The organism is Streptomyces sp. NPDC000594, assembly GCF_040299965.1.
In the GTDB taxonomy this organism is placed as follows: Bacteria; Actinomycetota; Actinomycetes; order Streptomycetales; family Streptomycetaceae; genus Streptomyces.
In genome coordinates this window covers 1-15,023 of record NZ_JBEPCY010000013.1, presented here as the reverse complement: position 1 = coordinate 15,023, position 15,023 = coordinate 1, and the positions used below count along the sequence as shown (strand labels likewise).

The 15,023-nt window shown below is 74.6% G+C and carries 16 protein-coding genes; 12 read left to right on the top strand and 4 right to left on the bottom strand.

What is annotated here, in order from left to right; translation table 11 throughout:
* The first annotated feature begins 143 nt into the window (after positions 1-143).
* A complete protein-coding gene (locus tag ABT354_RS19410) occupies positions 144-1,019 on the top strand; it encodes a nucleoside-diphosphate kinase (protein WP_351495306.1) in 876 nt (291 codons plus the stop codon).
* A gap of 8 nt (positions 1,020-1,027) precedes the next feature.
* Here the strand turns inward: ABT354_RS19410 and trpD are convergent, their stop codons facing one another.
* Positions 1,028-2,086, bottom strand: a complete 1,059-nt coding sequence (gene trpD, locus ABT354_RS19405; RefSeq protein WP_351495304.1) for an anthranilate phosphoribosyltransferase — start codon at positions 2,084-2,086, stop codon at positions 1,028-1,030.
* 63 nt (positions 2,087-2,149) lie between these two features.
* On the opposite strand from trpD, the gene ABT354_RS19400 reads away from it, so the two are divergent.
* Genes ABT354_RS19400 through ABT354_RS19375 form a run of 6 tightly spaced genes read left to right on the top strand, consistent with a single transcriptional unit; the run spans position 2,150 to position 8,388 of the window.
* Positions 2,150-3,169 (top strand): NAD(P)H-hydrate dehydratase, encoded by a 1,020-nt coding sequence (locus ABT354_RS19400; protein WP_351495302.1) that lies wholly within the window; start codon positions 2,150-2,152, stop codon positions 3,167-3,169.
* Between the two features lie 32 nt (positions 3,170-3,201).
* The gene (locus tag ABT354_RS19395) at positions 3,202-4,299 is read left to right on the top strand and encodes an acyl-CoA dehydrogenase family protein (protein WP_351495300.1); all 1,098 of its coding nucleotides are present in this window, start codon (positions 3,202-3,204) and stop codon (positions 4,297-4,299) included.
* Positions 4,296-5,876 carry an AMP-binding protein gene (locus tag ABT354_RS19390; protein WP_351495298.1) on the top strand — a complete coding sequence of 527 codons (1,581 nt, stop codon included), beginning with the start codon at positions 4,296-4,298 and terminating at the stop codon, positions 5,874-5,876. The genes ABT354_RS19395 and ABT354_RS19390 overlap by 4 nt, the downstream gene beginning before the upstream one ends.
* Positions 5,863-6,492: an HAD family hydrolase gene (locus ABT354_RS19385; RefSeq protein ID WP_351495296.1), complete on the top strand. Its 630-nt coding sequence runs from the start codon at positions 5,863-5,865 to the stop codon at positions 6,490-6,492. The genes ABT354_RS19390 and ABT354_RS19385 overlap by 14 nt, the downstream gene beginning before the upstream one ends.
* Positions 6,493-6,514: 22 nt before the next feature.
* Complete coding sequence (locus ABT354_RS19380) at positions 6,515-7,429, top strand: NAD-dependent epimerase/dehydratase family protein (protein ID WP_351495294.1); 915 nt, start codon at positions 6,515-6,517, stop codon at positions 7,427-7,429.
* Positions 7,426-8,388, top strand: a complete 963-nt coding sequence (locus ABT354_RS19375; RefSeq protein WP_351495292.1) for an aldo/keto reductase — start codon at positions 7,426-7,428, stop codon at positions 8,386-8,388. The genes ABT354_RS19380 and ABT354_RS19375 overlap by 4 nt, the downstream gene beginning before the upstream one ends.
* Positions 8,389-8,417: 29 nt before the next feature.
* On the opposite strand, the gene ABT354_RS19370 is transcribed toward ABT354_RS19375, so the two are convergent.
* Entirely contained in the window at positions 8,418-9,470 is a 1,053-nt protein-coding gene (locus ABT354_RS19370; protein WP_351495290.1) for an acyltransferase, read from the bottom strand.
* Between the two features lie 99 nt (positions 9,471-9,569).
* Between ABT354_RS19370 and ABT354_RS19365 the strand changes: the two genes are divergently transcribed.
* On the top strand, positions 9,570-10,271 hold the full coding sequence (locus ABT354_RS19365; protein WP_351495288.1) for a PIG-L deacetylase family protein: 702 nt from the start codon (positions 9,570-9,572) through the stop codon (positions 10,269-10,271).
* On the opposite strand, the gene ABT354_RS19360 is transcribed toward ABT354_RS19365, so the two are convergent.
* The gene (locus tag ABT354_RS19360) at positions 10,231-10,737 is read right to left on the bottom strand and encodes an NUDIX hydrolase (RefSeq protein ID WP_351495286.1); all 507 of its coding nucleotides are present in this window, start codon (positions 10,735-10,737) and stop codon (positions 10,231-10,233) included. The genes ABT354_RS19365 and ABT354_RS19360 overlap by 41 nt on opposite strands.
* Before the next feature lie 179 nt (positions 10,738-10,916).
* On the opposite strand from ABT354_RS19360, the gene ABT354_RS19355 reads away from it, so the two are divergent.
* From ABT354_RS19355 to ABT354_RS19340, 4 genes are all read left to right on the top strand, one after another.
* Positions 10,917-12,350 carry an NsdA family TPR-like regulatory protein gene (locus tag ABT354_RS19355; protein ID WP_351495284.1) on the top strand — a complete coding sequence of 478 codons (1,434 nt, stop codon included), beginning with the start codon at positions 10,917-10,919 and terminating at the stop codon, positions 12,348-12,350.
* A complete protein-coding gene (locus ABT354_RS19350; RefSeq protein ID WP_351495282.1) occupies positions 12,347-12,820 on the top strand; it encodes a GNAT family N-acetyltransferase in 474 nt (157 codons plus the stop codon). Before ABT354_RS19355 ends, ABT354_RS19350 begins: the two co-directional genes overlap by 4 nt.
* 67 nt (positions 12,821-12,887) lie before the next feature.
* Complete coding sequence (locus ABT354_RS19345; protein ID WP_351495280.1) at positions 12,888-13,208, top strand: hypothetical protein; 321 nt, start codon at positions 12,888-12,890, stop codon at positions 13,206-13,208.
* Positions 13,209-13,512: 304 nt separating this feature from the next.
* Positions 13,513-14,370 carry a hypothetical protein gene (locus tag ABT354_RS19340; RefSeq protein ID WP_351495278.1) on the top strand — a complete coding sequence of 286 codons (858 nt, stop codon included), beginning with the start codon at positions 13,513-13,515 and terminating at the stop codon, positions 14,368-14,370.
* 37 nt (positions 14,371-14,407) lie between these two features.
* Here the strand turns inward: ABT354_RS19340 and yidD are convergent, their stop codons facing one another.
* Positions 14,408-14,761, bottom strand: coding sequence for a membrane protein insertion efficiency factor YidD (gene yidD, locus ABT354_RS19335; RefSeq protein ID WP_351495276.1), 354 nt, complete (start codon positions 14,759-14,761; stop codon positions 14,408-14,410).
* Positions 14,762-15,023 lie beyond the last annotated feature (262 nt).

The following is a 15,023-nucleotide window of genomic DNA, read 5'->3' as shown; positions in this document are numbered from 1 at the left end:
ATGTTCACGACGTTCACGCCCGGCCGGGTGCCGTGCGGCGCGCGGGCGCTGTGTTCTGGTGTCCGCGCTCGGCACCGGGTTTGGCCCGGGCGCCTGGGTGTGGTCCAGGCCGGGACCGGCCGGAGGGGAGGACGGGCGTGGTGATGACTTCGAGCAGCGCGACCGTGAACACGGAGGCGGTGTGGGCCGACTTACAAGCCCCGGCGCTGGAGCGGCTGACGAACAGTACGGACAAGCACGCCGTCTACGGCCTCGATCCCTTCGTGCGGGAGGGGTGGGCGTCGCTGTGCGGGCTGCTGGGCGAGGCGGGCGCGTACACGTTCGCGACGGAGACCGGGCTGGTGTGGCTGCGGCCGGATCTGGTGGCGTCCGGCGGGCTGGAGCGGGTGCTCGTGCGGATCGAGGAGGACGGGTTCGTCGTCCGGGCGGCGCGGCCGGTCGTGCTGGACCGGGCGGGAGTGCGGGGGCTGTGGTGGTGGCAGCTGAAACGGGCCACGGCGGAGCGGCTGCTGCTGCTGGACGCGGTGGCGGAGCTGGGGCCGGGACTGCTGGTGCTCTACGGGCACCCCGGGGGCCGGCCGGCCGAGCGGCTGACCCGGCTGAAGGGCGGCAACGACCCGGCCGGTCGGGCGGGGGACTCGCTGCGGTCGGTGGCCGGGAGTGAGAACCGGATCCTGACGATGGTGCACACCAGCGACGACGGCGCGGACGTGGTGCGGGAGCTGGCGGTGTTCCTTCCCTGGCAGGAACGGGTTGCGCTGGTCGCCGCGGCCTGCCGGGGCGCGAGCGGTGTCGGGCGGGGTTCGGGGGTGCTGGGGCCGCCGGTGGCGGCGGTGCGGTCCGCCTGCCCCGCTTCTGCGGAGATGACCGGGTCGCCGGTGCGATCGGGCGGCGGGCGGGAGCGGGACTTCACCCGTCTGATGCGGGACCTGCGCGCGCCGGATCCGGCGCGGCGCTGGGGAGCGGTGCGCGGGTGGGCGCGGCAGGTGCCGCAGCTGAACGACGGGACGGCACGGTGACCGGCCGGTCAGGCCGGGTGGCCGGTGAGGGACTGGGCGAGCTTGATCCACTGGTCCAGCACGGTGGCGGCGGCTCCGGTGTCGATGGCGGCCCGGGCGGTGTCCAGGCCGTGGGCGAACGCGTCGCGCGGGTCGGCGTCGGGGGTGCGGGCGGCGAGGGCTCCGGCGGCGTTGGCGAGGACGGCGTCCCGGGCGGCGCCCCGTTCTGCTCCGAGGACGCGGTGGACGGCGGTGGCGTTGTAGGCGGCGTCACCGCCGCGCAGCGCGTCCGCTCCGGCGCGGGCGAGGCCGAAGCCGGCGGTGTCCAGGACCGTTTCGCGCACCGTGTGCGGGCCGGCGATCCACAGGCGGGTGGGGGCGGCGCAGGTGATCTCGTCGAGGCCGTCCTCGCCGCGCGCGACCCACGCGCGGGTGCCCCGGGCGGCGAGGACCGTCGCAAGGTGGGGGGCGAGCACGTGGCTGGAGCAGCCGACGAGCGCGGTCGCGGGACCGGCGGGGTTGGTGAGCGGGGCGAGGTAGTTGATCGCGGTCGGCACCCCGAGCGCTCTGCGGACCGGAGCGGCGTGCCGCAGACCGTGGTGGAAGACCGGGGCGAAGGTGAACCCGATCCCCGTCTCGGTCACGCAGGCGGCGACCTGGGCGGGGGTGAGGGTCAGGGGCAGGCCGAGGGCTTCGAGGACGTCGGCGGACCCGGCCTTGGAGGACACCGAACGGCCGCCGTGTTTGACGACCGGGGCTCCGGTGGCGGCGACGACGATCGCCGACATCGTCGAGACGTTGACGGTGTGCGCGCCGTCGCCGCCGGTGCCGACGACGTCGACCACGTCGGCGCCGTTGATGCCGGGCAGCGGCACGACGCGTTCCATCAGGGCGTCCAGCAGGCCGGTGAGTTCCGGAGCGCTTTCGCCTTTGGCGCGCAGGGCGGTGAGGAAACCGGCGAGTTCGGCCGGGGCGGCCGCGTCGTCCATGACCTGCCGCATCGCCCAGCGGGTGTCGCCGGCGGTCAGGTCGCGTCCGGCGAGGAGGGCCGCGAGCAGGCGCGGCCAGGATCGGGCGGGCTCGGTCACAGCGGTTCCCTCACAACAGATGGTCCGGGCGGTGGTGTTGAGCGTATCGACCCCCGCGCCGGGGTGCGGCCCATTACGCGATCCGGGGAGGCGGCGGGCCGCCGGGTGACCGTCGCGGGGCGGTGGTGGGCGCGCCGCACCGCGGCGAGGTGGCGTCTGCCGGCTCAGGGCGGGGTGAAGGGCGACGGCGGGCAGGTGATCGTGGTCGGCGGATCCTCGGCCTACAGTGCGCCGCCCTTCCTGGCCGGGCTGGGGGCGCTGCGGGCCGGGGCGCACGGTGTCCGGGTCCTCGCCCCGGCGGGCCCGGCGGCGGGCGCGGCCGCCCTGGAGATGCACCTGCTGACGGTGCCGGGCCCGGAACTCGGCGGAGGGGATATCCGGCTGCTGGCGGAGGTCACCGAAGGGTTGCTGGCGGGGCGGGCCCGGTCGGGGGCGCGGGGGCGGGTGGTGTGGCTGATCGGCCCCGGGCTGGGCGGCAGCCCGCAGCCGGGTCCGGTCCTGGACGCGCTCGCCGCGGCGCGGGCGGCGGCGGGCCCGGTCGGAGTGGTCGTCGACGGGCATCTCGGCGGCGGCCCGGACGGGATCGCCCGGATCACCGGACTGGCTCCCGACGTGGTGCTGCTGAACCGGACCGAAGCCGTCGGACTCACCCAGAACACGGCCAGCCGCGAGGGCCGTGTGCCGGTCGCCGCGCTGGCCGGGCTCGCCCGCCGTACCGGCGCGGTGATGACCGCGAAAGGCCCCCACGACCTGGTGATCGGCCCCCGCCGGGTGTTGCTCCGGGTGCGGGCCGGGCACCCGTCCCTGGCCAAGAGCTCCAGCGGCGACGTCGTCGCCGGAGTGACGGCGGGCCTGCTCGCCCAGAATCTTCCGCCCGCCGAAGCCGCCGCGCTCGCCTGCCACCTGGTCGGCACCGCCGGGGCCCGTCTCGCCGCCCGCGCCGGTCCGGGCTGGCTGCCCGGCGAACTGATCACCGCCCTCACCGGCCCCGTACGCGACCTCCACACCCCCCACACCCTGACCCGACTCCTCACCTTTCCTATGCCTTTGTCCTTCTCCGAGCGATGGGACCGTGACCGATGACCCCTCTCCTCTCCCCCACTACTGGGCGGGCCATGGACACCGCGGCGCTGTGCGCGGCCGCCCGCGAGCACCGCGAACACGGCGAACGACGAGGCACCCTTCACCCGTCGGTGTGGCAGCACCTGTCCGACAGCGCGATCGCCACGGCCGCGCTGCCTGCCGTGTACGGCGGATTACAGTCGGCGGTCCCGCAGATCCTGAATGCGGTGCGGCAGGTGGCGTACGCGGACCCGTCCGCCGGATGGGCCGCCGCGGTCCACGCCCCGGCCGGGGCGTTCCTGTCCCGCCTGGACGAGCCCACCGCCCGGACCGTTCTCGGCGGCGGGGTGCGGCCGGTGATCGCCGGATCGTCCCTGCCGGCCGGAACGATCCGCGAGGCCGGGGGCGTGCTGCGGTTGTCGGGCCGGTGGCCGCTGGTGACCGGCGCGGAGCACGCGTCGCTCCTCGCGCTCGCCGCCCGCACCCCGGACGGCGGGAGCCCGGTCTGGTTCCTGCTCCCCCGCAAGGAGGTGACGGTCCATCAGGACTGGGACGCGCTGGGGCTGCGCGGCAGCGCCTCCTGCTCCGTCAGCTGCGACACCACGGTGCCCGCCGGGCACAGCGTCCTGCTCACCGGGCCCGCGCTCGTCGACGATCCGCTGTACCGGTTCCCGCTGTACGGGCTGATGGCCGCGACGATCGCCACGGTCGCCGAGGCCGCCGGGCAGCGTGCCCTGGACGCCTTCGCCCGCCTCGCCCCCGCCGTGCGGCCCCGGCACGCTGACGGGCCGCTCGCCCGGCTCGGCGGTGCCCAGGACGCGTACGCGCAGGCCGGCGCGCAGCTGGCCGCCGCGTCCGGTCTGCTGGAACGGACCACGGCGGCGGCCTGGTCCGCTGCCGTGGACGGCCCGGTCGGGGAGGAGGAGCGGGCCCGGTTGCGGGCCGCCTGCTGCCATATGGCGCAGACGGCCGAGTCGGTGTGCCGGACGCTGTTCGAGGCCGCCGGGTCGGCGGCCGTCCACCGCGCCAGCGAGGTGGAGGGCTGCTGGCGGGACGCCCTGGTGATCTCCCGGCACGCCCTGGTCGCCGGCCGCGGGCGGCAGCTCGCGGGCGCGTACCTGCTGTCCGGTACCGCGGCGGAGGACCTGTGACGGCCTCCCGGCTGCTGGAGCGGTTCCTCGCCCAGGACCCGGACCGGATCGCGGTCACCGCGCCCGACGGAACGGCCTGGTCGTTCGCCGGTCTCCTGGCCCGGGCCGGGAACCTCACCCGCCTCCTTCAACGGGCGGGCGGGTGCGAGGGGCGGACCGTCCTGCTGCGCACCGCGGGCGGGCCGCTGTTCGCGGCCTGCGACCTCGCCGTCCTGTTCGCCGGGGCCGTGCCCGCCGTCGTCCCCGAGCATCTGACCGCCGGCCAGGCCCGCGCGGTGCTCCGGTCCCTCCGCCCGGCCGCGGTCCTCGACACCCTCTCCGGACACGACGACCAGGTGGTCGAGGCCGCCCGCACCGCCGGGATACCCGTCCATCCGGTCACCGCCGAGGACCTCGACGCACAGCTGCCGCCAAGGGCGAGTTCGCTGCGGAAGCAGGCCCGGCGCTGGGCAGGCGCCCGCAGCAGTACGGCGGCCGCCGTGGTGTTCACCTCCGGCACCACCGGCGCCCCCCGCGGGGTGGTGGTGACCGACCGGGCGCTCACCGACGGCATCACCGCCTGGATGCGGCACTGGCCCAGCGCCGCGCGCCGGCCGGAGCGGACCGTGGCGTCTCTGCCGGTCTCCCACATCGCCCAGCGCATCATGGGCCACAGCCTGATGTGCCTGTACGGCACCACCGTCCACACCGCCGGCCCCGACGATCTCACCGGCGCGATCGTCCGGCACCGGCCCGACGTCCTCCTCGGCGTCCCCCACACCCTCACCCGCCTCGCCCACGCCCTGACCGCCGAAGAGGAAGCGGGCGGTGCGGAGTTGCGGACGGCGGTGGGCGGGATCGCCCTCGCGGTCAACGGCGCCGCCGCCCTCGCCCCCGCCACCGCCCGCACCCTGACGGCGGCCGGACTGCGGGTGGCCGGGGCGTACGGGGCGACCGAGACCACCGTGCCCGTCTACCACCAACCCGACACCACGGCCCCGCACCTCGGTATCCCGGTCACGGCCGCCCATCGGGTCGGCGACGGCGGGGAGCTGCTGATCCGCAGCCCGCACCTCTCCCCCGGGTACGTCACCCGCTGGCCCCGTACCCGTCCGGTCACCACCGGCGGCTGGTGGCACACCGGCGACCGCGCCACCGAGACGCGGGACGGGCAGATCGTGCTCGCGGGCCGGCTGTCCGCCGCGTTCAAGACCGCCCGCGGCCGCCTGGTCAGCCCCGAACCCTTCGAAGCGTTCCTGACCGCCCGCCCGGGAGTCGACCACGCCTGCGTCACCGGCCACCAGCTGCCCCACACCGTCGCCCTCGTCTCCGCACCGGGCACCGCCCACTGGCCGCCCGACAGGGTCCGCGGCCTGGAGCGGGACCTCCTCGCGGCCGTCGCCCGCGCGCAGAAATCCGGGGCGCTGCCGTGGGCCGATCTGCACACCGTCCTCGTCCTGCCCGACCCGTGGGCCGGCACCGGCCTGGTCACCGCCACCGGCAAACCCCGCCGCGACAAGATCACCGACCGCTACGCCCACCTCCTCCCCCACCCCACCCCCGACGTCACTGCCGAGGAGCGCCATGCCCGCGCCTGACCCGCACACCACCCCCAGGGTCCTGATGATCGACATGGGCGGGGTGTTCTTCTCCTACTCCTTCATCCGCGCCCTGGAGCACTGGGCCCGCCTGGCGGGCGACGACCCGCAGCGGCTGCTGACCGCGTGGGAGATCGACGGGCCGTTCGACGCCTTCGAACGCGGCGAGATCACCCCGCCCGCCTATCTCGACCACCTGCGCCACCGCCTCGGCCTCACCCTGACGGACCGGGACATGACGGACGGCTGGAACGCGATCTACCAGGGCGTCGACACCCGCCTCACCGCCCTGCTCAGCTCCTCCCTGGTGCGCGACACCTTCCGTGCGGTCGTCGGCGTCTCCAACACCAACGCGCTGCACGCCCCGTTCTGGCGCGACCTGTACCGCGAGGACCTCACCGTCCTGGACGCGGTGATCTGCTCCCACGAGATCGGGACCACGAAGCCCCGCGTGGCGTTCTTCGACCACGTCGCCCACCTCCACCACATCCCGCGCAGCTCCCTGGTCCTCGCCGACGACATCGCCTCCGTCACCACCGACGCCGGACGGCTGGGAATCGCCTCCCACCACTACACCGGCGCCGACCAGCTCGCCGCCTTCCTGACCACCCTCTGAACCCTGATCGGGGCTTTCTCGGATGGATCCTGTTCTGATCACCGGCGCGGCCGGCTTCATCGGCTCCGCCCTCACCCACCACCTGCGCACCGCCGGCATCAAGGTCACCGCGGTCGACGACCTGTCCGTCCCCTCCCTGTGCCCGCCCCCCGGCGGGCTCCAGGAGCGTGATGTCCGCACCCTTCAGGCCGCCGACCTCGACCCGTTCGGCACCGTCGTCCACCTCGCCGCGCACAAGTCCGTCCCCGGCTCGTTCCTGCCGGGCGCCTTCGAGCACAACACCGCCGTCGACCGGCACATGATCGACGTCTTCCGCGCCTCGGGCGCGCGGCGTCTGCTGCTGGCGTCCTCCTGCGAGGTCTACGGCCCGCGCTCCGGTGCGCTCACCGAGCGCACCGCCTGCTCCCCCCGTTCCCCCTACGCGGTGGGCAAGCGGACCACCGAACACCTCGCCGCCGTATGCCGGCCGCTGCTGCCCGCGGGCCGGCAGATCGGGGTCGTCCGCTTCTTCAACACCTTCGGCCCCGCCGAGGGCGCGGACGCGGTGGTGCCCGCGTTCCTCGACGCCGCGGCCGCCGGCCGCCCCCTGACGGTGGAGGGCGACGGGCTCCAGGCCCGCGACTTCACCCACATCGACGACGCCCTGACCATGCTCACCCGCATCCTGGACCGCGACCGTCTCCTGCCCGTCGTCAACGCGGGCTCCGGCCGCGCCACCTCGATCCGGGACCTCGCCGACGCGATCCTCACGCTCACCGGCAGCGCAGCCGGTATCCGGCACACCGCGGGCCGGCCCAACGAAATCCCCTCGTTCACCGCCGACATGACCCGCTTCACCCGCGTCTACGGGCCCCTGCCGCACCGGCCCCTGGCCGACGCCCTCGCCGACACCCACCGCCTGCGCCGCGCCCTCACCGTCCCCGCGGGCACCCGGTGAACCGGCCCACCCCACCCCAGGGCACCGGGTTCCCGGGCGACGGGGCGGTGGGGCTTGCGCTGGGGACGTTCGAGTTCGGATCCGCCCTGTCCGCCCGCCGCGTCTTCGAGCTGCTGGATACCTTCCACGACCTGGGCGGACGAGTCCTCGACACCGCCCCGACCTACGGCCCCACCGCGAGCGGGCCGCGGGCCGAGCAGCTGATCGGGCGGTGGCTCGCCACGACCGGCGCCCGGATGTATACCGTGACCAAGGCCGGGCTCGACCCGGCCCGGCCCGGACAGGCGGATCTGCGGCCGGAGCATCTGATCCGCTCCGCCGAACAGTCCACGGAGCGCCTCGGGGCGCCGCCGGCCGCTCTGGTCCTGCACCGCGACGACCCGGCCGTCCCCGTCGGGGAGGTCGCCGACGCCCTCCAACACCTCATCGAAACCGGCACCACGGTGAGGGTGGGGGCGTCGAACTGGACCACCGCCCGGCTGCACGCCTGGTGCGCCTACGCGGCCGGGGCCGGCCGGACGGGGCCGCGGATCACCCAGCCGCTGTGGAGCCTCGCCCGCCGCACCACCCGGTGTCCGGAGCCCTGGCTCACCGAAGCCGACCCCGAACACCTCGCGTTCGCCCTGCAGTACGGGCTGGTCGTCATGCCCTACCGGACGCTGGCCGCCGGATATCTCGCCGACCGGCACAGCGGACGCCACCACGCTCACCACACCACCACCTACGACACCCTGGGCAACGCCGGGCGCCGCATCCGGCTCCGCGCCGCCGCACGGCGGCTCGGCGTCAGCGGTACCGCTCTCGCGCTCGCCTACCTGCGCTCCGCCACCCGGGCCCACGTCGTTCCCGTCATCGGGCCCACCAGCATCCGCCAGCTCACCAGCGTCATGACCGACACCGGGCGGGCCGGTCGGCTGTCCCCGGACCTGTGCGCCCACCTGGCCGGGAACGAAGCGTGACCCGGACCGGCCGCCGGAGCGGGGGCGGGTCAGTCGAGGAGGCGGGCGAAGCGGTGCGGCACGATCCCGGTCGAGTTCCCGGCATAGGGGAAGAGCCAGGTAGCCCGGCGGCAGAAGTCCCGCCAGTCGTGACCCAGTTCGTCCAGCTCGCCCTGAACGGACAGCGGCTCGCCGAACGCGAACACCGCCGCAATCCCCGCAGCCGGGTCGACGACCACCTCGCCGCCCCCCGCGGGCAGATGACGGACCCTCCACCGCCGACCGCCCCGGGCGACGGTCCACGTCCCCTCGCCGCCGTCGACGGCCAGTCCTTTGTAGGCCAGGCGCTCAAGCCACCCGGCGAGCAGCGTTCCGACCGCCTCAGCGCGCTCCGGGGCGGTCAGTGCGCGCGGCCGCAGGGTGCGCTTGACCTTCGCGGGGACTCCGGCCGCCAGCACCCCGGGCGGGAGGGAGGAGGTCACCGTCGCCGTCGCCGCCACGACGGTTCCCGCGCCCACCCGCACGCCGGGCAGCAGCACCGACCGGAAGCCCAGCCACACCCCGTCCTCCACCACCACACCCTCGAAGGCCGCGGTGTGCCCGTCGCGTACGGAGTGTCCCGCGTGGTAGCCGTGGGTCCAGATCGCCACGTCGGCGCTGATCCCCACGTCCGACCCGATCGTGATGGGCTCGGTCGCGTTGAAGACGACGTCCGGGGCGATCTGGCACCGGTCCCCCACGGTGAGCCTGGACCGTTCCTCCATCGACGCCCCGGCCCCCACCCGCCACCGCTGCCCCACATAGCAGCCGTCCCCCACCGCGAGTTCGCGGCAGACCACCCCGGCCCCGGTATCCACCCGGGTCCCGGCGCCCACGGTGAACCGGTCCGCCACCAACACCCGCACCGAGGCGCCGATCTCCGCCCCGCGCCCCAGACGCAGGCGGGCGGAGCGCAGATCACAGCCTTCCCCGATGCTCGCCCCGTCCTCCAGCACGAGGTCGTCCGCCACGATCACCGTGCCCGCGCCGATCCGCACCCCCTCCCCGATCCGCCGCCGCCCCACCCGGAACACCATTCTCGGGAAGTTCTCGTCCGTCGTCATCCTCCGGCCTTCCTTTCAGACTTCCGACCACCGAACACGGCACATCCCCCTTCCTTTCAGCAACGGGCACGATGCCCCGAACCCCCAGGAGAGCGAACTGTGGACCACACCCACCGGCCCGAGCGCGTGCTGGCCGTCGCGGCGCACGCCGACGACGAGATCCTCGGCGCGGGCGGCACCCTCGCCGTCCACACCCTGGCCGGCGACCCGCTGATGACCCTGATCCTGAGCCACTCCGCCACCAGCCGTCCCACCGGCGACGATCAGGTCCGGGCGCACCGCGCCGACAGCGCCCGCAAGGTCGCCGGCCTCTACAGGGCCGAACTGCGCCTGGCCGACTTCCCCGACAACGCCTTCGACACCGTCCCTCGTCTGGCCATCACCCAGACCGTCGAGGACGCCGTCCGCGCCTGGGCGCCGACCGTCGTCTACACCCACAGCACCGCCGATCTCAGCCACGACCACCGCCTCACCGCCGAAGCGGTGGCCGCCGCCACCCGGCCCCAGCCCGGCAGCACCGTGCGGACCGTCCTCGCCTTCGAGGTCCGCTCGGCCACCGAGTGGGGATGCGGACGCGTCTTCTCTCCCACCTGGTTCCAGACGCTGACGCCCGAAGCCGCAGAGCTGAAACGCCGGGCCCTGGCGGTGTACGGCTCCGAGATGCGGCCCTGGCCCCACACCCGCTCCACCCGCGCCCTCGACGCCCAGACGGCGGTGCGGGGCGCGCAGGTTGGGGTGCCCGAGGCGGAGGCGTTCGAGCTCATCCGCCACCGTCAGCCGCCGCGGCCCCCGGTGGTGTGAACCACGCCCGCTCCCGGCCGGACCGTGCCAGGGCGATCCGCTCCCGGACGCTGTCGCGCACCGGCGGCAGTCCGTCGGGGTCGAACCAGCCGACCTCGACGGACTCGTCGTCGTTGACCCGGGCCGCCTGCCCGGCGCCGGCCGGCAGGCACGCGAACACCAATTCCAGATACTGGGCGCGGTCCCCGTTGGGGTGCCGCACCCGCGGGGAGACGGTGACCCCGGCCAGCCGCTCCACCACGACCCGGACCCCGGTCTCCTCGAACACCTCGCGGACGACAGCGTCGGCGGGCTCCTCCCCGGGGTCGAGGATGCCGCTCAGCAGAGACCACTCGCCCGTGTCCGAACGCCGGTGCAGCAGCACCCGGCCCTCTCCGTCACGGACCACGGCGTTCACCCCGGGAAGCCACAGCAGATGGTCACTGCCCACCCGCTCACGCAGCCGGATGACGAAGTCGGGTGTCATGAGAGCCCCCTGGGAGTGCGCCGACCGGCCCTGGCGGCGCCGCGGGCCGTCCCCCAGCACACCGCAGAATCCGCCAGCCCCGCGACCCGGCAGACCGTGAAGAACGCGAGCTTCGAGGAGGCCGTGTGAAAAGCCGTGAAAACCCGCCCCCGCCCGTCAACCGGCCTAGCCTCGCCACCGTGACGACGACTCCCCGAGTCCCCCGGTCGCACCCGCCGACCGCCACCACACCCGCCCCGCGCCACAACCAGTTCCTGGCCGCCGCCCTCGACCAGGCCGGCTGGACACCCCGCGACCTGATCCGCGCCCTCAACCCCCGACTCGACGCCGCCGGTGAAACCCGGCTCCACCCCACCGCCGCCTACAGCTGGCTCCGCGGATCCACCCCCCGCTCACCCGTCGTACGGCGCCTGACCACCACCGTCCTCACCGAAGCCACCGGCACCCCGTGCACCACCGCCCTGTGGGGCCCCGGCCACAAGCCCGTCACCGAACCCACCGCCACCGACCACCTCCTCGGATCCCGGACCCTGCCCGCCGTCCTCGACACCACCGCCGCCTGGGTCACCAGCCCCGACCAGCACATCACCGCCCACCCCGCCCCGCCCGACCGCCTCACCACCGCCGTCTGGGACGCCACCCACCACGACACCACCCCGCCCCCGCCCCGCCCGAGCGGACCGGACCGCGTACCACCCCCCTTAGCCGACGTCCTTGAGGACCAGCTCCACTCCCTGCGCCGGCTCGACGACCGCACCGGCGGCGGCCCCCTGTCCCAGCGCCACGTCCGCCTCGCCCTCGGCGAAGTGATCCACCTGCTGCGCACCTGCCGCTACGACGCCCACACCGGCACCCGGCTCCTGCGCACCGCCGCCGGACACGCCCAGCTCGCCGGCTGGATGGCCTTCGACGCCGACCTCACCGCCGCCGCCCAGCGCTACCAGCTCCTCGCCATCCGCCTCGCCCGCGCCGCCGGCGACCACGACACCGTCGCCAACGTCCTCGGCATGCTCTCCTACCAGCACGCCGCCCACGCCCAGCCCGACACAGCGCTGCGCTTCGCCGCCGCAGCCGTCGAGCACACCGCCCGCGGCCTGCCCCTCGTCCGCGCCCGCGCCCTGGGACGCCTGGCCACCGCCCACGCCAGCGCCGGAGACATCGACAACTTCCGCCGGGCCACCGACCAGTGCCACACCCTCCTCCAGCGCCGAAGCCCCGCAGACCCCCCGTCCCTCTACTACTTCACCGCCGAGCAGGTCGCCGCCGAGTCCGGCCAGGCCCTCGTCGACCTCGCCGCCGCCCACCCCGGCCGCGCACGGCGCCTGCTGGCCGAAGCCACCGAACTCCTCTCCCCCCTCGCCCACCAGACCTCCGCCTACCGGCGCTCCGCCCTGCTCCACTCCATCCACCTCGCCCGGGCCCGCCTCCTCAGCAAAGACCCCCACGCCACCGCACAGTCCCTCACCACCGTCGCCGACCGGCTCCCCCACGTCCAGTCGGTCCGCTGCCGGCTCCTGCTCACCCAGCTCGGCCGGCACGCCCGGCGGCACCTGTGCTCAGCCGACCGCGCCACTGCGATCCAGGCCCTGGAACGGGCAGTATCAACCCCATGACCGACCCCCACCCCCACCTCTCGGTCGTCCCCTACGACCACCCCGACGCGCACCGGCTCATGCGGCAGCTCCACGCCGAACAGACATCCCTCTACGGCTATGCCGACGACCCCGCCGACACACCGGCCGCAGAATTCGCACCACCCCGGGGGCTCTTCCTCCTCGCCCACATCCACCCCGCGACGGAGCCCGTCGCCTGCGGCGGATGGCACCTGATCGACAGCCGTACAGCCGAGATCAAACGCATGTACGTACAACCGGAGGCCCGGGGACTCTCCCTCGGACAGCACCTCCTCACCCGACTCGAACACGACGCCCGGCACAGCGGCGCCACCCGCATCCTGCTGGAAACCGGCGTCAGCAACACCGCCGCCCTCGCGCTCTACCACTCCGCCGGCTACAGCCCCGTCCCCTCCTACCGCAAGGGCCGCAACCCCTCGGTCAACCGCGCGCTTCACAAACTGCTGTGACCTTCAGACGGCCCCGGCAGCGCCGTCACCGCATCACAGGACCTACCCGGGCCCTAAAGTCATCCCCATGACCTGGAACCATCTGGCAATCGACCTCGGAGCCCAAAAGCCGGGCCAGGCAGCCGAGTTCACTTCCGGACCCGGTGACCTCATCTACGAGGCGGCCCGTCTGGACGTGCAGGAGACCCTGGACCGTCTCACCGGCGAGGACAGCGGCTTCCGGGGCGCCAACCGGGCCTGGCGAGCAGGCCCGGAAGACCACTTCGTCATGAGCCACGGCCGCTACGTGTGGTGCCTGTACGAGGAGAAGCCCGGCGAGCCCACCGGGGACACGGCCCAGCGCCTCGCCGAAAAGCTGATCACCCACCAGCGGCAGCGCACCGAGTAACCATCACCCCAGGGCCACCCGCCCTGGACCGGCTCAATCCCGGCAGAACCCCGGACTGGATGAGGAGAGACACCTCCGCGTGCGATGAACCACCGTGACAAGCTGCGTGCCGAACACCTGGGGCAGTCCCTGGCGGACGCGGACACAGTCCTCCAGCAGGCCCCGTGCCGGACATCGGCCCCGCACATGGTGGTAATATAATGCATGTCGAATCAGGGAGGGCAAGTCCTGGTCGGCCACCACGCACACCAGCCGAGGAGGAAATCGTGACCACCGCAGCCCCCGCCAGTTCCCGGGTTTCCGGATGACAGAGGAACTGCTTACCCCGACCGGGGCCGCGATCCTGCTGGCCGCCGGTGACGACGGGGCTGTCTCCGGCGCCGGAGCAGCGCTCGTACGCCTGCGGCGCGAGAGCCTGATCGTCCGTGAGCACCCCGGAGGCCCCTACCGGATCACCCGGGACGGCCAGGAAGCGGCAGCCGAGTGGCTGCGCCGCAACCCTCCGGAGGACCCCGCACTGCCGCGACTCCTTCCCAAGACCCAGCACGCGGCGATCCAGGCGGCCGCCCTGCGCCCGGACCAGCGTCTCCCCGGCTACCACGACCCGAATCCGCTGCCGCGCGACGCGTGCTTCCGCGCGCCCACCCTCAACGCCTTGCGGGAGGAGGAGTACGGGGACTACGGACGCCTCCCGGGCGAGCGGAGCTTGCCCGTCGCCGAGGCCCGCAGGCCGCTGTACCTGACGGCCGCGGGCCGGGAGTACGCGCGCCAGCGCTGCGGCATCACCGTGGGCCGCCGCCGGGTCGTCATCATCCCGGCAGCCCGGTCCCAGCCGTCGGCGCCGCCTTCGCTGCGCCTCGCGGCGGAGGCCCTGACCGCTTGGGCTCTGATCGTGGAGATCGGCGACGACCACGCGGCCGATCCGGAACGGACCGCCCGCGTGGTCGCGGACAACGCGCTGGCCGACGCGGACGTGATCCTCCTCGGCGACGGCGAGTACGCCGATCGCCTGTCCGCGCACCTGCCCCATCTCCTGGCGCCGCTCGCCGGGAGCGCGGAGGGCGGTGCGGACCTCTGCGAACAGGTCCAGGGCGACCCCGGGCTGCGCGAGGAGTGGTGGCGCGAGGCGGCCGCGCGGCACGCTCGGCACCACCCCGCCTGACAGGGCTCGCCGGTAGCCGACGGGACGGGCGCCCGGGTCAGCGAGGGACCGGGTCGCGCCCGCCCCGGCGGCGGGCCGCGCCGGGGCGGCAGCGCAGAAGCCGCCCCGCGATGAGCCGGACGCCTCTGACCGCCCCGTGCTGGTGGAGGGCCTTGATCGCGTAGGTCGAGCAGCTCGGGGTGTAGGGGCAGCACGGCGGCTTGGTGGGGCTGATGCGGGTGCGGTAGTGGTGGACCGCTCCGTACAGCGTGCCGGCCACCCGGCCGGTGGGCCGCGGCGCCGCGGCGTCCACCGGGGCGGGCCCGTGGCTGGCGGACAGCCGGACGGCGGCGGTGAGGGCGTAGATCATCTTGAGCGGGCAGGGACCGCAGTAGGCCACGTACGTGTCCATGCACGTCATGCAGCAGCCCTCGTCCTCCTCATCCCCGTGGCCGCGCCGCTGCCGGTCTGCGCCCCGTCGGGCCATGACTCCCCCTCGTTTCGCCTGGTCGCGGCATCGTAAGGGGGTGACGTCGCCGGCCAGACGGGCGGGTCCGTCCTCGGCGTCCGTACGGGATCTCGCCTTCCCTGCTTTTCGATTTTGGGGGTCGGGGGGCTGCGTGCAAGGTCGTTCGGTGCGTGTCCTCGCCGGCCCGCTCCTTCGTCGCTCTACC